The sequence below is a fragment of the Halopseudomonas sp. 4NH20-0008 genome, assembly GCF_057548395.1.
Genome location: NZ_BAAJMD010000018.1, coordinates 34,993 through 58,074 on the forward strand (window position 1 = coordinate 34,993; position 23,082 = coordinate 58,074).

Annotated in this window: 23 protein-coding genes and 1 riboswitch; of the genes, 14 read left to right on the forward strand and 9 right to left on the reverse strand. The window is 59.3% G+C overall.

The genetic code is table 11. The features are described from left to right. The first annotated feature begins 42 nt into the window (after positions 1–42). From nrdR to AC27HQ_RS15540, 13 genes are all read left to right on the forward strand, one after another. Positions 43–516, forward strand: a complete 474-nt coding sequence (nrdR, locus tag AC27HQ_RS15480; RefSeq protein ID WP_487157100.1) for a transcriptional regulator NrdR — start codon at positions 43–45, stop codon at positions 514–516. Further along, on the forward strand, positions 509–1,642 hold the full coding sequence (gene ribD / locus AC27HQ_RS15485) for a bifunctional diaminohydroxyphosphoribosylaminopyrimidine deaminase/5-amino-6-(5-phosphoribosylamino)uracil reductase RibD (protein ID WP_487157101.1): 1,134 nt from the start codon (positions 509–511) through the stop codon (positions 1,640–1,642). The genes nrdR and ribD overlap by 8 nt, the downstream gene beginning before the upstream one ends. Positions 1,643–1,654: 12 nt before the next feature. Next, positions 1,655–2,911, forward strand: coding sequence for a sodium:proton antiporter NhaD (gene nhaD, locus AC27HQ_RS15490; protein WP_487157102.1), 1,257 nt, complete (start codon positions 1,655–1,657; stop codon positions 2,909–2,911). Between the two features lie 30 nt (positions 2,912–2,941). Beyond that, the gene (locus tag AC27HQ_RS15495; protein ID WP_487157103.1) at positions 2,942–3,607 is read left to right on the forward strand and encodes a riboflavin synthase; all 666 of its coding nucleotides are present in this window, start codon (positions 2,942–2,944) and stop codon (positions 3,605–3,607) included. 22 nt (positions 3,608–3,629) lie between these two features. Further along, a complete protein-coding gene (ribBA, locus tag AC27HQ_RS15500) occupies positions 3,630–4,724 on the forward strand; it encodes a bifunctional 3,4-dihydroxy-2-butanone-4-phosphate synthase/GTP cyclohydrolase II (protein ID WP_487157104.1) in 1,095 nt (364 codons plus the stop codon). A gap of 60 nt (positions 4,725–4,784) precedes the next feature. Continuing rightward, positions 4,785–5,264, forward strand: a complete 480-nt coding sequence (ribH, locus tag AC27HQ_RS15505) for a 6,7-dimethyl-8-ribityllumazine synthase (protein ID WP_487157105.1) — start codon at positions 4,785–4,787, stop codon at positions 5,262–5,264. Then, positions 5,261–5,740, forward strand: a complete 480-nt coding sequence (gene nusB, locus AC27HQ_RS15510) for a transcription antitermination factor NusB (protein WP_487157106.1) — start codon at positions 5,261–5,263, stop codon at positions 5,738–5,740. Before ribH ends, nusB begins: the two co-directional genes overlap by 4 nt. A 31-nt stretch (positions 5,741–5,771) precedes the next feature. After that, complete coding sequence (gene thiL, locus AC27HQ_RS15515) at positions 5,772–6,764, forward strand: thiamine-phosphate kinase (protein ID WP_487157138.1); 993 nt, start codon at positions 5,772–5,774, stop codon at positions 6,762–6,764. Then, positions 6,757–7,245: a phosphatidylglycerophosphatase A family protein gene (locus AC27HQ_RS15520; protein ID WP_487157107.1), complete on the forward strand. Its 489-nt coding sequence runs from the start codon at positions 6,757–6,759 to the stop codon at positions 7,243–7,245. Before thiL ends, AC27HQ_RS15520 begins: the two co-directional genes overlap by 8 nt. Before the next feature lie 22 nt (positions 7,246–7,267). Then, positions 7,268–7,921, forward strand: a complete 654-nt coding sequence (locus AC27HQ_RS15525) for a retropepsin-like aspartic protease family protein (protein WP_487157108.1) — start codon at positions 7,268–7,270, stop codon at positions 7,919–7,921. Positions 7,922–8,031: 110 nt separating this feature from the next. Further along, positions 8,032–8,649, forward strand: a complete 618-nt coding sequence (gene ribA / locus AC27HQ_RS15530) for a GTP cyclohydrolase II (protein ID WP_487157109.1) — start codon at positions 8,032–8,034, stop codon at positions 8,647–8,649. Next, a complete protein-coding gene (locus tag AC27HQ_RS15535; RefSeq protein WP_487157110.1) occupies positions 8,642–9,067 on the forward strand; it encodes a hypothetical protein in 426 nt (141 codons plus the stop codon). Before ribA ends, AC27HQ_RS15535 begins: the two co-directional genes overlap by 8 nt. Further along, positions 9,067–9,891 (forward strand): cobalamin-binding protein, encoded by an 825-nt coding sequence (locus tag AC27HQ_RS15540; protein ID WP_487157111.1) that lies wholly within the window; start codon positions 9,067–9,069, stop codon positions 9,889–9,891. Before AC27HQ_RS15535 ends, AC27HQ_RS15540 begins: the two co-directional genes overlap by 1 nt. Before the next feature lie 58 nt (positions 9,892–9,949). On the opposite strand, the gene AC27HQ_RS15545 is transcribed toward AC27HQ_RS15540, so the two are convergent. Together AC27HQ_RS15545 and AC27HQ_RS15550 are read right to left on the reverse strand one after the other, a co-directional pair. Further along, a complete protein-coding gene (locus AC27HQ_RS15545; RefSeq protein WP_487157139.1) occupies positions 9,950–11,323 on the reverse strand; it encodes a DUF1329 domain-containing protein in 1,374 nt (457 codons plus the stop codon). A 26-nt stretch (positions 11,324–11,349) separates the two neighbouring features. Beyond that, on the reverse strand, positions 11,350–13,176 hold the full coding sequence (locus AC27HQ_RS15550; protein WP_487157112.1) for a DUF1302 domain-containing protein: 1,827 nt from the start codon (positions 13,174–13,176) through the stop codon (positions 11,350–11,352). Between the two features lie 277 nt (positions 13,177–13,453). On the opposite strand from AC27HQ_RS15550, the gene AC27HQ_RS15555 reads away from it, so the two are divergent. Next, positions 13,454–14,539, forward strand: coding sequence for a helix-turn-helix transcriptional regulator (locus AC27HQ_RS15555; protein ID WP_487157113.1), 1,086 nt, complete (start codon positions 13,454–13,456; stop codon positions 14,537–14,539). A 33-nt stretch (positions 14,540–14,572) separates the two neighbouring features. Here the strand turns inward: AC27HQ_RS15555 and AC27HQ_RS15560 are convergent, their stop codons facing one another. From AC27HQ_RS15560 to AC27HQ_RS15590, 7 genes are all read right to left on the reverse strand, one after another. Then, positions 14,573–16,483 carry a TonB-dependent receptor domain-containing protein gene (locus AC27HQ_RS15560; protein WP_487157114.1) on the reverse strand — a complete coding sequence of 637 codons (1,911 nt, stop codon included), beginning with the start codon at positions 16,481–16,483 and terminating at the stop codon, positions 14,573–14,575. Positions 16,484–16,609: 126 nt separating this feature from the next. Next, positions 16,610–16,826: riboswitch (cobalamin riboswitch) on the reverse strand. Positions 16,827–16,876: 50 nt separating this feature from the next. Next, positions 16,877–18,760, reverse strand: coding sequence for a 1-deoxy-D-xylulose-5-phosphate synthase (gene dxs / locus AC27HQ_RS15565; RefSeq protein WP_487157115.1), 1,884 nt, complete (start codon positions 18,758–18,760; stop codon positions 16,877–16,879). Positions 18,761–18,929: 169 nt separating this feature from the next. Beyond that, entirely contained in the window at positions 18,930–19,817 is an 888-nt protein-coding gene (locus tag AC27HQ_RS15570; RefSeq protein WP_487157116.1) for a polyprenyl synthetase family protein, read from the reverse strand. Further along, positions 19,814–20,053: an exodeoxyribonuclease VII small subunit gene (locus AC27HQ_RS15575; protein WP_487157117.1), complete on the reverse strand. Its 240-nt coding sequence runs from the start codon at positions 20,051–20,053 to the stop codon at positions 19,814–19,816. The genes AC27HQ_RS15570 and AC27HQ_RS15575 overlap by 4 nt, the downstream gene beginning before the upstream one ends. A gap of 68 nt (positions 20,054–20,121) precedes the next feature. Next, the gene (locus tag AC27HQ_RS15580; RefSeq protein WP_487157118.1) at positions 20,122–20,898 is read right to left on the reverse strand and encodes a sulfite exporter TauE/SafE family protein; all 777 of its coding nucleotides are present in this window, start codon (positions 20,896–20,898) and stop codon (positions 20,122–20,124) included. Between the two features lie 213 nt (positions 20,899–21,111). After that, complete coding sequence (locus AC27HQ_RS15585; RefSeq protein ID WP_487157119.1) at positions 21,112–22,149, reverse strand: methyltransferase domain-containing protein; 1,038 nt, start codon at positions 22,147–22,149, stop codon at positions 21,112–21,114. 202 nt (positions 22,150–22,351) lie between these two features. Continuing rightward, complete coding sequence (locus tag AC27HQ_RS15590) at positions 22,352–23,080, reverse strand: 16S rRNA (uracil(1498)-N(3))-methyltransferase (protein WP_487157120.1); 729 nt, start codon at positions 23,078–23,080, stop codon at positions 22,352–22,354. Positions 23,081–23,082 lie beyond the last annotated feature (2 nt).

Here is a 23,082-nt window from a genome sequence, read left to right on the forward strand (position 1 = left end):
GAGTAAGATGATTGCCGCTTTTATCCTTCTTGGAAAACTCACATGCATTGTCCCTTCTGTGGTGCCCATGACACCAAGGTCATCGACTCGCGTCTGGTCGCGGAGGGTGATCAGGTGCGTCGTCGGCGTGAATGCCTGGCCTGTCAGGAGCGTTTCACTACCTTTGAAACGGCCGAACTGGTGTTACCCCGTGTGATCAAGGGCGATGGCCGCCGTCAGCCATTCGATGAGGAAAAGCTGCGTGCCGGCATGCAACGGGCCCTGGAAAAACGCCCGGTCAGTGTTGAGCAGATCGAAGCTGCGATTGGTCATATCAAGCACCGGTTGCGCGCCACCGGTGAGCGTGAAGTCAAGGCCATGGTGGTGGGTGAGATGGTCATGAACGAACTCAAGCAGTTGGATGAAGTGGCCTATATCCGTTTTGCCTCGGTGTACCGGCGCTTCCAGGATCTGAATCAGTTCCGCGAGGAAATTGAACGCCTGTCCCGTCGTGATGAGGATGAGCCGGATGCCTGATCAGGCGGCCCTTGACCGGCAGATGATGGCCCGTGCGCTGCAGTTGGCGCAGCGCGGCCTCTACAGCACCGAGCCGAATCCGCGAGTGGGCTGCGTGCTGACCCGCGCCGATCGTATTGTCGGGGAAGGTTGGCATGTGCGTGCCGGTGAAGGGCATGCCGAGGTCAATGCGCTGGCCATGGCCGGTGAGGAAGCCCGTGGCGCGACCGCCTATGTGACGCTGGAGCCGTGCAGTCATACCGGCCGCACACCGCCCTGTGCCGATGCCCTGGTCAAGGCTGGGGTCAGTCGGGTTGTGGTAGCCATGCAGGATCCCAATCCACAGGTATCCGGGCAAGGGCTGGCGCGTCTGCACGCCGCCGGAATTGCCGTTGAGGTTGGCGTGCTGGAGAGCGAAGCGCGGGCGCTGAACCCGGGTTTTATCAAGCGCATGCAACGCGGCATGCCGTTCGTGCGGGTCAAGCTGGCCATGAGTCTGGACGGCCGTACCGCCATGGCCAGTGGTGAAAGCCAGTGGATTACGGGTCCTGATGCCCGTGCCGACGTGCAGCGCCTGCGCGCGCGCAGCGGCGCAGTGATCAGCGGTGCTGATGCGGTCCTGCAGGATCAATCGGCCCTGACTGTGCGCGCCGATGAACTTGGTCTGCCATCCGAGCAAGCCGCTACGGCGACATTGCGCCAGCCCCTGCGGGTGCTGGTCGATGGCCGTTTGCGCGTGCCACTGGAAAATCGTTTTTTCCAGCAGAGTTGCCCGGCCCTGGTGGTGTGCAAGCAGCTGCGTGGGCGCGTACAGGATTATGGTTTTGCCGGTGCCGATCTGCTGACGCTGCCGAATGCCGATCAGACCCAAGTTGATCTGGCTGCGCTGTTGCGTGAGCTGGCCGAGCGTGGTTGCAACGAAGTGCTTGTGGAGTCCGGCGCTGGACTGGCGGGCGCGTTCATTCAGGCTGGCCTGGTTGATGAGCTGGTGGTGTATATGGCGCCCAAGCTGCTCGGCAGTTCGGCGCGACCCTTGCTGGACCTGCCCCTTGCGTTAATGGCCGAGGCCGTGCAACTCGAGATCATAGATATGCGCGCCATCGGCGCAGACTGGCGGCTGACGGCCAGAACGATTTCCCCTTCCTGAGAGTGTTGAATCATGCAGACTGCAGTGCAGTGGTTGCTGGTATTGATGGCCGTGGCAGCGTTTTTAGGTGTGGTGCTGGAGGAGTTGATTCACGTCAACAAGGCCAAGGTCGTGCTGTTTTTTGGTGCCTTGTCCTGGATGGTGATGTTTATCGCGGCGCCCGATGAGGCCATGCGTGCACGGGTCAATTCCGCGCTTAACCACAACATCACCGATATCGCCAGCCTGTGGCTGTTCCTGCTGGCGACCATGACCTTTGTTGCCTACCTGAACAAGAAAGGTCTGATTGAAAATATCATTTACTCTGTCATGCCCGGTCGGGTGACCGAGCGCAAGCTGCTGTTCCTCACCGGGCTTTTCTGCTTTGTGTTTTCCTCGATTGCCGACAATATCACCGCTACGCTGGTGTCTGTGGCGTTGATTCTTAGTTTGAATCTGGAGATTAAAAAGACTCTGCGCTTTGCAACGCTGGTGGTGTTTGCCGTGAACTCCGGTGGTGTGGCGATGATCACCGGGGATGTCACCACGCTGATGATCTTTCTCGCCGACAAGGTGGAAATTACCCATCTGCTGATGCTGAGTCTGCCCGCACTGGCGGCCGTCATGCTGCTCGCCGGCTTGCTGTCCGTCGGCCTGAGTGGTGAGGTGGTCATCGAAAAGAACGCACTGCGGCCGATACGTGGCGTCGACAAAGTGATTGGCCTGATTTTTCTGCTGACCATTCTCGGCACCATTCTCGGCAGCCTGTTGTATGCCATTCCCCCGGTGTTGAGTTTCCTCACCGGGCTGGCGCTGATGTTTCTTGTTGCACGGTTTTTCAATGAAGACATCGATAACGACCCGATTCTTGAGTACATCCGTGCTATCGAGTTCGAGACGCTGCTGTTCTTCCTCGGCGTGTTGTTGATCGTCGGTATGCTGCAGTTTATCGGCGTGCTACAGGGTTTGACGGCGCTTTATGATGTGCTGCCGGTGATGCTGGCGAACTTCCTGATGGGGCTGCTTTCGGCCTTGATCGACAACGTGCCACTGACCGCCGCGCTGCTGAAATCCGACCTGCAAATGAACACGGCGGAGTGGATGGGGCTGACTTATGCTGTCGGAGTAGGGGGTTCCTTGCTTATAATCGGCTCCGCCGCCGGGATAGTGGCCATGAGCAAGCTGCCCGGTCTGACCTTTCTGACCTATCTGCGCAGCTTTGGATTCCTGCTGATGGCCTTTGCCTTCGGCTTTGTCGCGGTATACGGTTTGGGTTTGCTGGTCAGTTGACAGCGCCCCTGAAGATTAAAGAGGCTAGCGATGTTCACAGGCATTATTGAAGCAGTCGGTCAGATCCAGAGTCTGCAGCCACGTGGTGGTGACGTGCGGTTGTATGTGAAGACCGGCAAGCTGGATCTGGCTGACGTCAAGCTGGGCGACAGCATTGCCGTGAACGGCGTGTGTCTGACTGCCGTCGAGCTGCCCGGTGATGGTTTCTGGGCGGATGTCAGCCAGGAAACCATCCGTCGCACTGCGCTGTCCGCGCTCACCTCGGGCAGCCGGGTCAATCTGGAAAAGGCTCTGACGCCTTCCTCCCGGCTCGGCGGTCACCTGGTCAGCGGCCACGTTGACGGCGTCGGCAAGGTGTTGTCGATGCAAGAAGATGCCCGGTCCTGGCATTTTCGCATTGAGGCGCCGGCCAATCTGGCGCGCTATATTGCCGAAAAGGGTTCGATTACCGTGGATGGCACCAGCCTGACCGTCAATGCGGTCTCGGGCGCGGTGTTTGACCTGAATATTGTCCCGCACACCATGCAGGAAACAGTTATGGGTCAGTATCAGCCCGGTTCCGTAGTCAACCTTGAAGTTGACCTGATTGCCCGCTATCTCGAGCGCCTGCTGCTCGGTGACAAGGCCGCTGAACCCGCGGCCGACAGCGCGCTGAGCATGGCATTCCTGGCCGAGAACGGCTACCTGAAGTCCTGATCAACGAGCCCGGGAGGGCCGTATGAAACTGAATAGTATTGAAGAACTGATTGAAGACATTCGCGCCGGCAAGATGGTCATCCTGATGGATGATGAGGACCGCGAAAATGAAGGTGATCTGCTCATGGCGGCCGAGGCCTGCCAGGCAGAACATATCAACTTCATGGCCCGTTACGGCCGTGGCCTGATCTGCATGCCGATGAGCCTGGAACACTGCGAGCGCCTCAAGCTGCCACTGATGGTGCAGCGCAACGGCTCGGGTTTCGGTACCAAGTTTACTGTGTCGATCGAAGCCGCCGAGGGCGTCAGTACCGGCATCTCCGCAGCCGACCGCGCGCGGACCGTGCAGGCCGCAGCGGCGCCCAGCGCCGTAGCTGAAGATATCGTCAGTCCCGGCCATATTTTCCCCTTGATGGCCCAGCCCGGTGGCGTGCTGGCCCGTGCCGGGCATACCGAAGCGGCCTGTGATCTGTCGCGCATGGGCGGATTTGGTGAGGCCGGCGTCATTTGCGAGATCATGAACGACGATGGCAGCATGTCACGGCGTCCGCAGCTGGAAGCCTTTGCCAAGGAACACAATCTGAAGATCGGCACCATCGCTGATCTGATCCATTATCGACTGCTCAACGAGCGCACGGTCAAGCGGGTGTCCGAGCAACCCTTGGAGACCGAGCTGGGCACCTTCAAGCTGGTGACCTATCGCGACAGCCTGGAAGGCGCCGTGCATCTGGCCTTGACCCTGGGCCAACTGCAACCCGAAGAGCCGACGCTGGTGCGGGTACACAACATGGATCCGCTGCGTGATCTGTTCATGGTCAGCCAGCCGGGTCGCTGGAGCCTGCGTGCGGCCATGGCTAAACTGGCCGAAGAGGGGCATGGTGTGGTCTTGCTGCTGGGCAATCAGATGGGCTCGGACGAACTGCTGCACCACGTCAACCAGTTGGCTGGCACCGATACCCCTGTGCGTCAGCCTGCGACCTATAACACTGTGGGTGCGGGATCGCAGATCCTGCGTGATCTGGGCGTACGTAAGATGCGCCTGATGTCCAAGCCGATGAAGTTCAATGCCATATCCGGTTTTGATCTGGAAGTAGTAGAATACCTGCCCTGCGAATAAACGCACCCGATCCACGACTGTGCCCGGTGCACAGTCGGTTCTTTTAAAGAGAGAGTAGACATGACAGCTATCCGTACCATCGAAGGCGATTTCGTTGCAGTCCAGGGCCGCTACGCACTGGTCGTTGGCCGCTTCAACAGCTTTGTGGTGGAGAGCCTGTTGTCCGGCGCCATCGACGCGCTGAAACGCCACGGTGTCAAGGAATCGGATATCACCATCATCCGCGCACCGGGTGCTTTCGAGATCCCGCTGGTGGTCAAAAAAGTCGCCGAGACCAAGCAGTACGATGCCATCGTTACTCTGGGCGCGGTGATTCGCGGTGGTACGCCACACTTTGAATACGTAGCCGGTGAGTGCGTCAAGGGCATTGGCCAGTTGTCACTGGAGTACGGTATTCCGGTTGCCTTCGGTGTGCTGACGGTTGACAGCATTGAGCAGGCGATAGAGCGTTCGGGCACCAAGGCCGGCAACAAGGGCGCTGAAGCGGCCATGTCGGCAGTCGAAATGGTCAGCCTGTTCCGGGCGATGGAGGCCAAGTGAGCGACTCTGATAGCGCCGCCGGTCTGCCTGGCCGGCCCAAGGCGTCGGCTCGTCGCAAGGCGCGCAGTCTGGCTTTGCAGGCTCTCTACGGTTGGCATGTAACCGGTCTGCCAATGTCTGATCTTGAAGCCCAGTACCGTGCCGACAACGACTTTGCCAAGGTCGATGGTGAGTACTTTCACGCCCTGCTGACCGGCGTTGGCATGCACCTGACCGAGCTGGACGAGAGTCTGGCCACGGTGCTGGATCGCCCGGTCAAGGAGCTGGATCCGATTGAGCTCGCAGCCTTGCGCATTGGTGTCTTCGAGTTGACCCACCGTATTGATGTGCCGTACAAGGTGGTGATCAATGAAGGCATCGAGCTGGCCAAGACCTTCGGTGCCACTGACGGTCACAAGTACGTAAACGGTATTCTCGACAAGCTGGCACCGCGTCTGCGCAGTGTTGAAGTCAATGCGGCCCGTCGCGGCCGCTGAGTAGCGTTGACGGGAGGCAGTTGCCATGCCCATGGGTGAGTTCGATATTATCCGCCGATTTTTTCGCACGCCAGCACTGGAGGCGGCGGGGGATGAAGGTCGGGTCACCCTGGGCATCGGCGATGATGCCGCCCTGCTCAGCCCCGACCCGGAAAAACAGTGGGTCATCTCCACCGACAGCCTGATTCAAGGCGTGCACTTCCCCGATCAATACCTGCCTGCCGATATTGCTTACCGTGCGCTTGCCGTTGCCGTCAGCGATCTGGCTGCCATGGGCGCACGACCGATAGCCTTTACCCTTGCCTTGACCCTGCCGGGTGTCGATGAAGCGTGGTTGGAGGGTTTCGCTGCCGGCCTGACCGAGGCGGCGGGTGATCACCGCATCAGTCTGGTTGGCGGGGATACCACCCGAGGGCCATTGAATATCGGTGTCACTGTGTTTGGAGAGGTCAACGCCTTCAAGGTGGTGCGCCGGCGTGATGCCCAGCCGGGTGATCTGCTGTGTGTGGGTGGCAGCCTTGGAGATGCGGGTGCCGGGTTGGCACTGGTGCAGGGTCAGACCGCCCCTGCGGGTCTGGATGAGAGTAGCCGAACCTTTCTTTTGCACCGCTACTGGCGCCCAGAGGCGCAATCCGAACTGGGTCTGGAGCTGGCCGGGGTGGCCAGTGCCGGGCTGGATATTTCCGATGGTCTGCTGGCCGATGCTGGTCATCTGGCCCGCGCCAGTGAGGTCGCGCTGCATATCAACAGTGCGCAGCTGCCTTGTTCGGCGGCGTTGATGCATTGGCCTGCGGCCCAGCGCCGCGAGTGGATGCTCGGCGCGGGTGATGATTACCGTTTGCTCTTTACTCTGCCGGTGGCCAGTGAGCGTTGCCTGAGTGTCTGGGCCACGCAAGGCTTTGATGTCAGCGTGATCGGCGAGGTTGTGGCAGGCGAGGGGGTGTGGCTGGATGACGGTGACGGCCCCAAGGCTGTCACCGACGTGGGTGGATACCAACATTTCAAGGACGCCAGCAATGACTGAGCAGCAACCCCACGCCCCGGCATCGGTCTGGCGTAACCCGGTGCATTTTCTGGCCTTTGGTCTTGGCAGTGGTGCTATCCCCAAGGCCCCCGGTACCTGGGGTACGCTGGCTGCGGTGCCCTTTGTGCTGCTTTGGCAGCAATTGCCGCTGGCGGGCTATATTGCCGTACTGCTGGTCAGTACGCTGCTGGGTATCTGGTTGTGTGGTCGCACCGCGCGGGACCTCGGCGTACATGATCACGGCGGCATTGTCTGGGACGAGTTTGTCGGCCTGTGGCTGACCATGCTGCTGGCGCCGCCGGGCTGGCTCTGGCTGCTGGCCGGGTTTGGGCTGTTTCGGCTGTTTGATATCTGGAAGCCCTGGCCTATAGGTTGGGTAGACAAACAGGTTGAAGGCGGCCTGGGTATCATGCTTGATGACTTGATTGCTGGCCTTATGGCGCTGCTGGTGCTGTTGGCTATGCAATGGCTGCTGCTCTGAATCATGCCTGGGAGGGATGTTCATGGATGGAAAACCGCGTTTAGCCTGGTTGGCTCTGATGGCACTGATTGTCTCACCCTGGATTCAGGCCGATCCCCAGGTCAGGGTGGTCGGACTGTTCCCGAATGCGGCCGTGGTCAATATCGATGGCCAGCGGCATATGTTACGCGTCGGTCGTCCGGGGCCTGCGGGTGTCGAGCTGGTTGCGGCTGACAGTAATACGGCGACCCTGCGGATAAACGGTCAGGTTCGTCAGCTTGGCTTGCAGCGTGAATACACGGAAGGCTTTACTGCGCCAGAGCGTCAGCAGGTAGTGATTGCTCGAGGTCAGGGTGGGCACTACCGAACGGCGGGCAGCATCAATGGTCGCGTGGTGCAGTTCATGGTCGATACTGGCGCCACCAGCATTGCCATGAGCTCGGTAGAGGCGCAGCGCATTGGCGTGGATTATCGGCTGCAAGGCACGCAGACTATGGTGAATACCGCCAATGCCCAGGTGCCGGCCTATCGAGTTCGACTGGACCGGGTCAAGGTCGGCGATATCGAACTGACCGGCGTGGAAGCGCTGGTTCTCGAGGGTCGGTTTCCACAGGAAATTCTGCTGGGCAACAGCTACCTGAGTCGGGTCAGCATGCGTGACGAGAACGGCACGTTGCTGCTGGAACGGCGTTTCTGAGCGAAGCAGTAAATCCAGACATATTCAGCCGCTTGCTTGGCGTCGCTCTGCGGCTGATCTCCTGCTAAGATACCAGCCCTTTTCATGCAGCGGCTCTACAGGAGACAGGTGTGTCAGTCACCTTTGTTGCGTCATCCAAATTGCCTACCCGATGGGGTACTTTCACCATGCACGGTTTCCTCGAAGAGGAAACGGGAAAGGAGCATGTGGTTCTGACCCTGGGCGATGTCGCCGATGGCCAACCCGTTCTTGGTCGCCTGCATTCCGAATGCTTGACCGGTGATGCGCTGTTCAGTTTGCGCTGCGATTGCGGTTTTCAGCTTGAGGCGGCACTGCAGGCGATTGCCGACGAAGGTCGCGGCGCACTGCTGTATTTGCGCCAGGAAGGTCGCGGTATCGGCCTGATGAACAAGATCCGCGCCTACCACCTGCAGGACGGTGGCGCCGACACCGTGGAGGCCAATGAACAATTGGGCTTTGGCGCCGACCAGCGGGACTATGCGATTTGCCAGCCGATGCTGGCGCATCTGGGTATTTCCAGCCTGAAATTGCTGACCAATAATCCACGCAAGGTCAAGGCGCTGGAGGGTTTTGGTGTGCGTGTCGCGCAGCGTCTGCCACTGGAGTTTGGGCTTAATCCGCATAACAGCAAGTATCTGGCAACCAAGGCCGGCAAGCTCGGTCACATGCTTGGTGAGATCCATCAGGCGGAGAATGATGATGTTTGATGCAACACCGCATTGGCGCGCGTTGCTGCGCAACTGGCGCATGCAGACCGGTGTTACGCTAGGCCTGCCAATTGCCCTGGTCTGGTTTCTCAGTCAGCAGCAGCCGGCCTGGGAGGCCGGTGCTATCCCGCTGTTTATCCTTGGCCTCGCCACCTTGTTTCTGTCGCTTTGGCGTTTTCGTTTTTACAAGCATGCGCTGATTAAAGCAGAAGGACTGGCTGAGGCGCCCGAAGCAGCTGATGCCTGGGTTGATCTGCATCGACAGCAAATGCTCGGTCTACTTAATGCCAAACTGCCGGCCTGGATGGGCATGCTGCACTATGTAGCGGTCGGTGAAATCATTCCGCTGATACTCCTGGTGCTGGCGAGCATGGGCCTGATGTTTCTCTACAAGCCCCCGAGCGCCTGGGTGAAGTAATGCGCCGCGCCTGGCTGGCGGCCAGCCTGTTGCTCTTGAGTCTGCCGCTGTTCGCCAGTCCACGGGTCATCAGCCTGGCGCCTTTCCTCACTGATATGGTTGTACAGTTGCACGCCGAGCATCGGCTGGTTGGGGTGCTTGACGATGGTCTTTTGCCTGTGGCTCTGGACGAGATTCCGAGGGTCGGTGGTTATCAGACCCTGTCGCGTGAACGTCTGCTGTCACTCAATCCCGACCTGGTACTGGCCTGGACCTCGGGTAACCCGCCGGAACTGCTCAATCAGCTTGAAGCCTGGGGCATTCAGGTAGAACGGTTCGATCCGCAACGACTTGAGGATATAGGTGAGCTGACCAAGCGATTGGGTCAGTTGCTGCACGCTGAAGCGCGCGCCGATGAGTTGGCCGCGCACTATCAGGCCCGCCTTGCAGCGTCGCAGCGACCCTTGACCGATTCGGCACCGAGGGTGTTTATCCAGCTCTGGGACGATCCGATTTACACCATCAGCGATCAACAAATGCTTGGGGATGTGCTGCGTCACTGTGGCGCCCGCAATGTGTTTGCCGATCTGGGCATACTGGCGCCACAGATAGGCCGCGAACATGTGATTGCGGCTGATCCGGATCTGATTATTGTCTTTGATGATAGTACGGCGCAGCCGCACCCTTGGCTGGAGGCCTGGCGGCAGTTTCCACAGTTGCGTGCGGTCCAGCATAACCAGCTCAAGGTAGTGGATGGCGATAGCCTGGTCAGGCCGTCACCCCGGATGCTGGATGCCGTCGAGGCGTTATGTGATCTGGTTTGGATGGCCGTGGAGCAGAAGTAAAAAGGAGGGATGTCCAGCGGACATCCCCCAAGCCCAAACCAATGACTGCTCAGTTGCGTCAGCGCACGCCTGAGGCGCGCAGTGCCGCCGGGGTGAACTGATTGATGCTGGGAACGAAGTCGTACTGCGGAGCGGAGACTTCCTCGGTATACATGCCCAGCGCGATATAGCGTCCGGCCAGCAGGTCGTACAGGGTTTCGATCGAATAGCCCGGCAGTTGCTGCACGTAATTGAAGCCGATATGGCCTTCACCTACCCGCCACAGCGTACCGCGACCGTCATAATGATCCGCCAGGCTGATGGTCCAGCTGTCTTCATCGACGAAGAAGTTGCGCTGGGCATAGATATGCCGTTGACCGGCCTTCACGTTGCCTTGTACTTCCCAGACCCGGTGCAGCTCAAAGCGCGTGTGATCGGGGTTGATATGGCCGGTCTTGAGCACGTCGGCGTACTGCAAACCTGGCTCGGTCAACTGATAGCTGTTGTAGGGTATGAACACCTCACGCTTGCCCACCAGCGTCCAGTCATAGCGATCCGGCGCGCCGTTGTACATGGCAAAGTTGTCCGAGGTACGCATGCCGTCAGAGGCGGTGCCGGGGCCGTCGTAGGCTACCTGCGGGGCGCGTCGTACGCGACGCTGGCCGGCATTGTAGACCCAGGCCATGCGCGGCTCCTTCAGCTGATCGAGGGTGTCATGTACCAGCAGCACGTTACCGGCCAGGCGCGCTGGTGCGTTCACACGTTGTTTGAAATACAGCAGGGTATTGGGCACCGTGCTTTCATCCACATCCGGCATCAATGCGGGATAGCCCACCTCTTCCTCGAGCTTGATCAGGGTATAACTGCCGTTGGTCTGCGGCATGGCCTGCATGTACCAGCGCTTCAGGTTGACCCGGTAGCGCGTGTTGTGATTCCAGATAACCTCGGCCCCAACCTTGGGTATCGGGAAGGCAAAGGTACCGTGGGAGAAGTTCTCGATACCGTCACCGCCGTTTACCAGCCGCGCCTGACCGGCGGTTTGACGCACCTGGTCATACACGCTTTGCGGGAAACCAATGCTGCGATGCGAGGTGTAAATCGGCATGCGAAAGGTTTCCGGATAGCGCTCGAACAGGGCGATTTGACCGGGAGTAAGGTTGTCGCGGTATTGCTGATAGTTTTGCGCTGTGATGACAAATTGCGGCTGTTCGCCGGCGTAAGGGTTGGATTGGAAGTTGTCATCCAGCGTTTGTCCCGCCTCTGCGCCCAGGCCGCCGTCCCATTCGGGAATGGTACCTGCGGCGTTACCAGCGCGCTCCGCGCCAACCGGGGTCAGCACCGGACCGCCCAGGGCGTCGATTTCTGCCGGCGTCAGGCCTTGGGCCAGCACGCTGGAGGCCAGCAGACTCAGACTCAGTCCGCCGGCACCCAGCAGTTTTTTTTGCATATGCATCATATGGTGTTCTCCAGTAACCGTTATCAGAAGCTGACGCCAAAGCTGAGCGAGACATAGTCGCGATCAACCAGGGTGTTGTATTTGCCGTCAAAGTAGTTGGTGTAGTTGAGACTGGCGTTGTAACGGTTGGCGTAGTCGGCGTTCAGCCCAAGGCTGATGGATTTTGCATTCTCGCTGAAGTTGGGGCTGTAGCCTTCCACATCATGGGACCAAGCAAGCGTCGGGCTGAGATTGATGCCGGCGAACACATTGCTGTAGTCGAGGCTGGCGCGGATTCTGTAACCCCAGGCATGGCTGGTCATGTAACCGTCGTTTTCACACCAGCTGAAACGCCGTGGTGATGTGCCGGTTTCCGATTCACAGCTGCCTGCTGCCCGCCCGGGCACACCCTCGCCGTAGGGGCTTTGACCGAACAGCGAATCGCGTCCGAATTTGGTATCGCCGTTACCACTGCCAATCCCGCCTAGATGGTTGTAGGCGACTTCACCGGCAATCACCATACGGCTGGAGCCAAAGATGCGGTCGATGGTCTTGATCGCGGAGAGCTGTGCCTGGAAGAACTCCTTGCGCTCATAGCCACGGATTTCCGTGCCGGTTGGAAGTCCGGTCAGTCCTCGGTGGGTGTTGTCCTGCCCTAGTTGCAGGGTGGTGCGGCTGACATCGCTGGTGGCAATACCCAGCGGCAGGTTGGGCCGATAGCTGATCTCACCGGCCACTGGCATACCGGCAATATTGGTTTGAAAGCTGACGCCATACAGCCGGATATCTTCCGGGTACTTGAAGAAGTAGCCACTGGCACCGACGGTGCCATTGATACCTGAAACCAGTTCAGTGGGATCAAAGCCCGCGAGGAAGTTACCGGCGACACCGTTAAAGGTTGGCGTGCGACTGTGGTAGTTCATGGCATACACGCCAAACTCGGTATCATTCAGCTCAGGTACAAACCAGCGCATGGCCGCACCAAACTGACCGCTATCACGGGCCTCTTCATCCTTGCGAGCGCGCACGATGGTGATGTTACCGGGGATATCCAATACCTCGCCCTGTGGCCTATCGATGCCGGAAACGATCAAACGGTCGATACAGCCCTTGCCTACGGTGTCTGCGCCAAAGAAGGTGCCGCAATTGTCGGTGACCGTTGGCGCCCATTTCAGCTGATAGAAGGCCTCCATGGTCAGGTTGTCGGTCAAGGCCTGGGACAGGTAGAGCATTTCAACCGGAATCAGGGCTTCCTTGACTTCTGAGCCGGGGCGCCGGAAGGCTGATACGTCCAGCGGGTTGATGGCGTTGATCGAGTTGCCGATGAACAGGCCTTCACCCCAGCTGACAACCTGGCGGCCAAGACGCACGTTGCCCGGCAGTCTGCCAATGCTGTAGTTGTGATACACGAAGGCATCCAGAAGCGCCATCCCGGAGCCTTTCTGCAGGGGCGCGCTACCGTCATCGCTGATGTCGTAGAAGCGTTGGCTGCCATCTTTTATCTCAAAGTCGTACCAATATTTGCCGCGGAAAAAGGCCCCCGAGTTGTCGTAACGCAACTCCAGGTCGTGGCTGCCTTTGAAGCTCTTTGAGAAGGCATCGCCCTGCTCGAAATTCAAACGCCCGTCGTCCGACGTTCTGGCCAGCGCCTGGCCGCCCATGGGCTGACCATCAACCAGGGTATCGGTGTGAATAAAGCGTTTGTCTGGATCGGCGGTAGACCAGCTGGCGCCGACACTGAGTTGTGAGTCGAATTGGGCTTGGACCTCACCGATCGAGAAGTTGGCTGCGCCGGCCTGTCCGCCGATGCTGGCCAGGCCGATTGCCAAGGGCAAGGCTTTCCATGCCCAGACAGGGGTTTTTCTTGTCATTGTGCTGCTCCTGTATTGTCACCTGTGATGCCCGCTTGGGCAGCGGGCTGGCCGGAATGCTATTGGGCAACTCCGGCCAGCCAAGTCTGCCTTCAGATGCTCATACAAACCCGGCCCGGAAGGACATGAATTACGGTCCTGTGCGGTCTGAAACCCAAGGAATGCGCGAACTTGCCGGATAACCCGGGTTAATCTACTCTGCATAACAGAGTTCTCTGGAATTGCTCTCTGCAGACTCGGCCGGTGGCCGGATAATCCGCATGTACAGGGATGGCGTATGAACACAATAAAAAATCCTTTCAGCGCAGGAATGCCCCGTGAACGGGCGTCCTGGATAGGCATCATTGACCAGGGTCTGGCGCTCTATGGACATCAACTGTCTGATTCAGATATGGCGACGCGCTTGATCGACCACTGGCAGGGCAGCGAAAGCATTGATCAGGCTGGTTGCACGGTACTGTGGGATGAAGCGCTCAGCCTCAGTGGTGATGCGCTGTTTGCCCTGCACTGCTGTAGCCGGCGGACTGATTTGCCTTTGCCACTGCAAATGCTCGAGTTGACCGCCGCAGCGAGCACGGACCTGGGTGCCGCGCTGGCTCAGGTTGTACGCTTTTTCAGCCTGATCAGTACCCAGGCAGAGATCGACATGCAGCACAGCAGCAGCCGTGTGATCCTGTTGCTCAAGCCAGTGGGGCAGCCGCATCCACAGCAGCTTGATGCCTTGCTCGGATTACTGGCCGGACAGATCGAGCGATTTGTTGGCGTAATTGGACAGGCATCGGGTGGGCTGGCCTTGCAATCACCGCGCGCAAACGAGATTGAGCGAGCCGGAATCCCATGGTGTGATGCCGTGCGCAGCAGTCCGCAGTATGCGCTCAGCTTGCCGTCAAGCTGGTTGCGCTTGCCACTGCCAAGCGCGACACCCGGCATGCTGGGCGGTATGACCGGGGTTTTGCGCAGCTTGCAGGCCAGTATGTCGGCTGGCGATGTGGTGTCACAGGTCAGGCAGGACATCCAGCATCGCCTGGGCACCGGCCCGGTTAATGAGGAGCAGATTGCCGAGCCGCTCAAGGTCAGTACCCGCCATCTGCGTCGCTTGCTGCGGCAGCACAATACCTCTTATGAACAATTGCTTGATCAGGCCCGGCGCGAGGAGGCCCTGCGGTTGCTGGCTGACCCAGAGAAATCCTTGACGGGTATTTCCTATGAGGTTGGCTTTCTGGACCCGAGCAGCTTTACCCGGGCGTTTCGGCGCTGGACCGGGTTGAGTCCACGTGATTACCGTCGGCGCATAAGCCGGGATGAGGGTAGGTGCTTTGGCGTTCCTGCTGGCAATCAGCAGGGCCTGCGTTATCAGGCCTGAGGTACGTTGGCCGGATAACGCAGGTAGTTTGATTCAGAACAGTGGGGTCCAGTGTGCCGAGAGCATGAACATTCTGCCGCCTTCCCGGTAGCGGAAGGGTACCGGGTCGAAGGTGATGGCATCAAAGGCACTGCCCCGGGCCTGGTAATAGTCCCGGTCCAGCAGGTTGTCGACAACCAGATTGAGGCGCAGTTCGTCGCTCGCCTGCCAACTGCTGCGCAGACCCAGCAGGGCATAGCCGGGGATTCGATTGTTGTTGTTCAGATCATCATAGCTGTGACTTTTCGCCAGCCAACTGGCACCCACGCTGATGCTATCAAAGCGCCGATCAATATCCACCGACAGGTTGTTCATGGGTCTACGCGCCAACCGGTTGCCATCATTGCCGCCACCACTCTGGTTGCGCGCATCAACCAGGGCATAGCTGGTATTGAGACTCCAGCCGAGCAGTTGCGTGAACAGGCTAACTTCGGCGCCATGGATACGTGCCTTGTCTATATTGTCCGGGCGGAAGGGGTCGGGGTTACCGGCCTGGTTGCCATCCAGGGCATTGTTGGTGACGATCGCATCACGCAGATTGATACGGTAAATCGAGGTTTCCAAGCGGGTCGCCGGCGACAGCTGGGCACGCCATTGCAGCTCATAACTGCGGGCCGTTTCCGGCTTCAGATCGGGGTTGGCGAAGATGGTGCACGAGCCCATGAAACAGCTATCGGGAAAATACAGGTCGTTAAAGGTCGGCGCGCGGAAGGCCTGACTGTAGGACAGAACCAGCTCCTGCTCCAGACTCATATGCCAGGTGCCGGCGGCATTCCAGGTGTTCTCACTGCCAAACTGCTGGTTGCGGTCATGTCGTAAGCCGACTTCGGTCGAGAACCGGGTGCCGCTGAAGCGATGCTGGATTAAACCGGCGCGGTTGCTGCGTGCCGTTCGGGTAAACTCATTGGAGCTGTTGAGTCGATCTTCATACCACTCTGCGCCAAGCAGCAGGCTGTGATAGGCGTTCAGGTCCAGCGTGTTAAGCCAGTTCGCCTGGTCGCGGTAGCTGTTGAACACCGAGCCACCAAAGGGATCGGTGGTCATCCGTCGCTCTTCACTGTGTCCCAACTCCAGGCGGCTGGCCCAGCGTTCAGTCAGTTGCAGGTCAGCAAAGCTGTTGACGCTGGACAGGCCAAACTCGGCTTCGGCAAAGGCGGCAGGCGACAGGGTGAAATCATACTCACTGTCACCACTTTGGTGCAGGCCGGTCACACCCACTCTCAAGCGCTCGCTGAAACGGTGGGAGAAGCTCAGATTGGCCGCCTTGTTACGGTATTGGCTGTCGTTACTGCCGGGCAGGGTGGTGCGCTTGAAGCCGTCGTGCTCATCCAGTGACAGGCCAAGATCCAGCCTTGTTTCAGTGTTGCCGCCGGACAGACCCAGGCTACGCTCAACCCGGCCATGGGTGCCCAGGCCGACGGTCAGGCGCGGCTGCCAGCCTTGGTTATCGCCCTGGCGGGTAAAGATCTGAATTACGCCACCAATGGCATCTGAACCATAGATTGCCGAGCGACCGCCGCGGACAACTTCAACCCGTTCAATATGTTCAATATTTAGAAATTCCAGGCTGGCGACACCGCTGGAACTGCCGGAAATGCGTTGGCCGTCGACCAGTACCAGGGTTTGCGCGCTGCTGGTGCCGCGCAGGAAAACCCCGGTCAATGAGCCCGCGCCACCGTTGCGGGCGATGTGCAAACCAGGGACGCGTTCAAGCAGCGCCGGTACATCCTGGGGCTGCAGGCGCTCAATATCATCGCGGGTAAACACGCTGTTGGCCGACTGAACCTGGCTGCGGGGTTGTTCAACCCGAGACGCGGTGATCACCGTGTCAGCCAGCTCCAGGGTGTTCGCCTGGGCCATGCCGGTAGCCAGTAAGGCTGGAATCAGAAAAGACTGCCTGTTCATCATGAATCCTCAAAAGTCATTCTTTTGAGGAGGGCGAGAAGCCAGCGAAATCTGTCGGATGGAGGGACAGCCATGCACTGGCCGGGTGACGCCCTCCGCGACACCTCAGCTACGGTATCTGCCATGGCAGATACCTCGCACAGGGCCGGTCTCCGGGCTCAGGATACAAATAATGTGGCCTTCCCATGCCGAGGCACAGTGGCTGATGCACATTACCGACAGGTCCCTATCACCGGACCTGTGATCCTTTACCGTTGCGGGGGCAGCGTCGGGGTTGCACCGACTTCCCGTTTAACCCTGTGGCCGGATAGCCAGGCAGGGCACCCAGTGCGACTGGAAGCGGGATGGACTGTAGAAGCTTGACCCCGAAGGGTCAAGTGCTTGATGACATCTTTAGTTACTTTTTGCCCGGCGCTGACGAATGGCCCGTTCAATGCCGTTGGCATCCAGACCACATTCGGCGAGCATCTGCGCCGGTTTGGCATGTTCGACATAGCTGTCTGGCAAGCCGAGGTTGAGAACTGGGCAGGCTATGCCATTGGCCAGCAACCATTCATTTACGCCGCTGCCGGCGCCACCCATCAGGCTGTTTTCTTCCAGTGTTACCAGCAGGCTGTGACTGTCGGCCATCTGCTGCAGCAGGGCGGTATCCAGTGGTTTGATAAAGCGCATATTGACCACAGTGGCATCCAGTGCTTCGGCCGCAATCAGGGCCTGGGCGTGCAGGGTGCCAAAACACAGGATGGCCGTATCACGACCCTGACGGGTAATCAGGCCCTTGCCGATCGGCAAGGCCTCCAATGCGGGATCAATCGGCGTGCCGGGGCCGGTACCGCGCGGGTAGCGCACGGCCGCAGGGCCATTGTGCAGAAAGCCGGTAGTAAGCATTTGCCGGGTTTCGTTTTCGTCAGCCGGGGCCATGATCAACATGTTCGGCAGGCAGCGCAGGTAGGTCAGATCGAAGCTGCCGGCATGGGTTGGCCCATCTTCGCCGACCAGTCCGGCCCGGTCGATGGCAAACAGGACGTCGAGGTTCTGCACGTCAACATCGTGAATCAACTGGTCATAGGCCCGTTGCAGGAAGGTCGAGTAAATCGCGACCACCGGCTTGGCGCCTTCGCAGGCCATGCCAGCAGCCAGCGTCACAGCATGTTGTTCGGCAATGGCGACGTCAAAGTAGCGTCCGGGATAGCGCTCACTGAAGGCAATCAGATCCGAGCCTTCCTTCATCGCCGGGGTAATGCCGATCAGGCGCGGGTCCTCGGCGGCCATATCGCACAGCCATTGGCCAAAGACGTTGGAGAATTTGGGTTTACTGATGCCGTTGCTGGCTGGCTTGGGTTCCAGTTTGGTAATGGCGTGGTAGCCAATCGGGTCGGCCTCGGCGGGCGAGAAGCCCTTGCCTTTCTGGGTGACGACATGCAGGAACTGCGGACCCTTGAGTTCGCGCATATTACGCAGCGTCGTCACCAGCGTTGGCAGGTCATGACCGTCAATCGGGCCAATGTAGTTCCAGCCCAGCTCCTCGAACAGGGTGCCTGGCACCAGCATGCCTTTGGCGTGCTCCTCGGTCTTGCGCGCCAGCTCCCAGGCAGAGGGCAGTTTGGACAAGACTTTCTTGCTGCCTTCACGCATGTGCGAGTAAGTGCGGCTGGAGAGGATTTTTGCCAGGTAATTGGACATGCCACCGACGTTGCGCGAGATCGACATGTCGTTGTCGTTCAGCACCACCAGCATATCGGCCTCGACATCGGAGGCATGGTTGAGCGCTTCGAAGGCCATACCAGCTGTCAGTGCGCCATCACCGATAACCGCCACGGTACGGCGGTTCAGACCTTGCAAGCGAGCGGCGATGGCCATGCCCAGGCCGGCACTGATCGAGGTGCTGGAGTGGCCAACGCCAAAGGTATCGTAGGGGCTTTCACTGCGCCGGGGAAAGGCAGCCAGACCGTCTTTCTGGCGCAGGCTGGCCATGCGTTCACGGCGGCCAGTCAGAATCTTGTGCGGGTAGGCCTGATGGCCGACATCCCAGACCAGTCTGTCACTGGGCGTGTCATAGATGTAATGCAGTGCAATGGTCAGCTCAATGACACCCAGACCCGCACCGAAATGCCCCCCAGTCTGACTCACGCTCCAGAGCAAAAAGGCCCGTAGCTCGTCGGCCAGTTGCGGCAGCTCAAGCTCATTCAGCGCACGCAGCTGGGCGGTGCTGTCGAGGCTGTCGAGCAGCGGTGTGGCCGGGCGCTCACGGGGAATGTCGTGGAAAGTACTTGGCATCAAACAGGGCTCTGGGTGCTGCACGGGGCAGGAGAAAATAAGCAGTTTACCCGAAGCCAAGGTATTGCCCAACAGCCAAGATGTCGCTGGAAACAGACTGACTGGTCAGCCGGCGTGTCAGTGCTTGTCAAAGAAAGGGCGGGATAAACGGATCTGAACAGGTCTGGAATCAGAAGCGCCGGGCAACAATATAGTCTGCCAACTGGCGTAGCCGATCGGCTTGCTGATCAAAGTCGGTCAGGCTGTCGATGGCCTGATCGCGCAGCTGCGAGGCCAGTTCACGAGCACCATCCAGTCCCAGCAGAGCCGGGTAGGTGGGCTTGTCGCGGGCCAGGTCGGCGCCCTGCTGTTTGCCCAGCACACTGGTGTCACTTTCGATATCCAGAATGTCGTCCTGGACCTGAAAGGCCAGCCCGATGGCGTTGGCATAGTTGTCCAATGCAGCCAGTTGTAAAGGCTCAGCCTGCTCACTGGCCAGCGCGCCCAGTTGCACACTGGCACGAATCAGGGCGCCGGTTTTCAGCCGATGCATGCCCTCCAGCGTGGCCAGGTCAAGCTTTTCCCCGACGGCACCCAGATCAATGGCCTGGCCGCCGACCATACCTTCGGGGCCTGCCGCGCGAGCCAGCAACTGGATCATCTGCAACCGGGTTGTTGGCTGGTAATCACCACGCAGGCTTAGCCATTCAAAGGCCAGGGCCTGCAGGGCGTCACCGGCGAGAATCGCACTGGCTTCATCAAAGGCGCGATGACAGGTTGGCTGGCCGCGACGCAGGTCATCGTTGTCCATGGCCGGCAGGTCGTCATGGACAAGGGAGTAGGCATGGACCAGTTCGACCGCCGCTGCGGCCACATCAGCCTGCTGTGGTTGCCCGCCGAGTGCGGCACAGCCGGCATAGGCCAGCATCGGGCGAATACGCTTGCCGCCGTTGGTCAGGCTATAGCGCATGGCCTGATAGAGGCGTGTCAGTCGCGGTTCGCCATTGGGCAACTGCTCTGACAGATACTGATTGATGCGCAGTTGGCAGCCGGTCAGATAGCCACTGAAGTCGGTCATTCAGCCGGACCGTCAAAGGGCTCACTGGTCAGTTCACCCTGTTGCTCCATCAGCGTCTGCACTTTCTGCTCGGCGGTTTGCAGCGCCTGCTGACAGTCGCGCGTCAGGGCAACGCCCTGCTCGAAGGCGCTCAATGACTCTTCCAGGCTCAGATCGCCACTTTCCAGGCGCTCGACCAGTGCCTGCAAATCGCCAAGCGATTGCTCGAAATCGACGGTGGTTTTTTTCTTGGCCACGAACTGTCCTCGGTAAGATGACGATGCTACAGGGGCTGAACATTACCCAAGCCGCAGTGGGCGGTCAATCAGGCATAAACCTCATGGAAATAAACCCCGGTCAGGCCCCAGCCGATGACAATGATCAGCCGGCGCAACCAGATGTCCGGCAGGCGCCGGGCAAACAGCCCACCGACGTAGCCTCCGCTCAATGTACCGATCAGCATGATCAGTAGTGCCGGCCAGTGTACTGCGCCGGCGAGTATGAACGTGAGGGCCGCGACGCTGTAGATCAGCGAGGACAGCAGGCTTTTCAACGCATTGATTTCCACTAGCCGGGTATGTCCGGCAATCGCCAGGCTGGCAATTATCATGATGCCCATGCCCGCGCCAAAGAAACCGCCATACAGCGATACCCCTGTCTGTGCGCAAAAAGCCAGCGGGCTCAGCCGTTCCGGCGCGCCACTGCGTTGGCTGATGCGCTCCACCCAGCGCGCAATGATTCGGCTGAAACTGAACAGCAGGGTGGCCAGCAGCAGTAACCAGGGGATCAGAACGAAGAAGGTCTGGTCCGTGGTCAGCAAAAGAGCCAGGCCGCCGATCAAGCCACCGATCAAGGCCGCCAGACACAGCGGCAACAGGTAAAGGAGCCCGTTCAGATGACGTACTTCCTTACGTAATGCCAGCGCCGTGCTCAGACTGGCCGGCCAGAGTGCCACGGCATTGGTGGCATTGGCGCTGACCGGCGGGATGCCCGCCAACAGCAGCGCTGGAAAGGAGAAGAAGGTACCGCCACCCGCCAGGGCATTCATCGCGCCTGCCGCAAAACCACCGACCAAAATCAGCAGGATGTGCCAGAGTTCCACGCTAACCTCTTTCAATCTTGGAGTGTAACGACAGTGCGTATCTATCTCAGCGGCACAGCCAGTGCCTAACCCAAATCGTTATTGGTTCATTACTGGTTTGGCACAGCAATGTCGAGGTTAAGGTTGGGGCAAGCTTGAGGACCGTGGTCCATCAGTTCTGGAGCAGCAGACGGCAGCGGACGTGATCGGCCACCGCCGCCGTGCGCCCAGAGGCTAACAACAGGGGGCCGCATCTAGTGCCGTGGTGGCAGTGTAGGGCAGCGCACCACCACAGCCGGGGAATATGCCGTAGTGGTGATCGAAGCTGCCAATAAACTCAAAGTGCGCAGCAAAACGGGTCTCCTGCAGCATGCGCCAGGTATTGCCACAGACCGGGAAAATGCGTCCAGTTTCAATGGCATGATGCTTATCCAGTTTAAACAGGTGCTCGGCTTCGGGAATGCTGCCGCGGTAGATGACGGCCTGACCGTAGTCCTCGCAGGCCGGCTCCAGCTTGTCCAGTTTGAACAGGCGATAAGTGGCGGAGAAGAAGCGGATGTTGCCGAGCTTGGCGGCAATCGCCGGGTCGGTGATCTCCAGCGGGCGATCTTCGACCAGGCGCGGGTCGAGAAAACCATGGCGCTTGGCGAGGTTCTCGAAATCGTTCCAGTACAGCGCTCCGCCCAGACACTCGCCATATAACACCTCGTCCTGACGCAAGGCGTCGGGCAGGCGGCGGTCAGCGTAAATGTCAGAGAAGTACAGCTCACCACCCGGCTTGAGCAGGCGGTAGGCTTCGCGCAGCACGGCATCCTTGTCGGGTGACAGGTTGATCACGCAATTGGAGACAATCACGTCGAAATGGTTGTCCGGCAGACCCAGCGCGTCCAACTGCTCGATATAGCCATGGTGGAAATCGACATTGGCAAAGCCGAACTGCTCGGCATGGAAGTCCAGGTGTTTGTTGGCTACGGCCAGTTGTTCGGCGGTCATATCTACCCCGGTTACCTGGCCCTCGGCGCCGACCAACTGTGCCAGTACATAGCAATCCCGGCCTGAACCGCTGCCCAAATCAAGAATGCGGCAGCCGCTTAATAAGTGGGGGGCAACCAGACCACAACCGTAGTACTTTTCTGTGACTTCCGGATGGATTTTCGCCAACAGGGGTTTTAGCCACTCCGGCATGCTGGATATATCGCAGCACGCTGAGGTTTTCAGATCGGCACTGCTTTGCAGAACCTTGCCATAGTAGTCTTGAACGGATTCGTGCACGTTGTGTCCTTGATGCGAAGGGGCTGCCTTACTGACGTGCCAAACCAAACAGGTACGGCACGTATCAGACTGATTTCTAGCATGGCATAAAGCGTCGAAACAGTCTGGGTTTGCAGCGTCAGGATTGTCGCTGACCTCGAACTTTGCTGTAACAGAATACATCCAGCGCCGGTCCCTAACTCGCCTGGCCAGGCCCGGTGCTTCAGTCCTGAAAGTCGCCCCATAACTGCTGGGCCAGGGTCAGGGCGACAACCGGTGCGGTTTCGGTGCGCAAAACCCGCGGGCCAAATCGCGCTGCGCGAAAATCCGCCTCTTCGGCCTGGCGGATTTCCGCTGCACTCAGGCCGCCTTCCGGGCCGATCAGCAGTCCCAGGGTGCTGGGCCTTTCAAGACTGGCCAGGGACTGCTCGGTACGGTGATGCAGGACCAGTTTCAGGTCGCAGTCCAGTGTTCGAGCCCATTCACCCAATGCCACGGGTGCATGGATGGTCGGGACGACGCTGCGGCCACATTGTTCGCAGGCACTGACGGCGATCTGTTGCCAATGGGCCTGACGCTTGTCCGCCCGCTCGCCCTGCAACTTGACCTCGCAGCGCTCGGTATACAGCGGGGTAATCTTGCTGACGCCCAGTTCAACGGCTTTTTGGATCGCCCAATCCATGCGGTCACCGCGTGACATGGCCTGACCAAGGTGAACTGCAAGCGGTGATTCAGGTAGTCCGGACACGGGTGCAGCAAGCGCTATGCGCAGATCGCGCTTGCTGACCTCGAGCAGGGTGCCGGGCCACTCCTGACCACTGCCATTGAACAGCTGTACGTCAGCGCCGGGGCTCAGGCGCAGAACCCGGCCCAGGTAGTGCGCTAAATCACCGTCCAGGGTCAGCTCACCTTCGGTCAGCGGTGCATCCAGATAGAAACGCGATCGGCGCATGG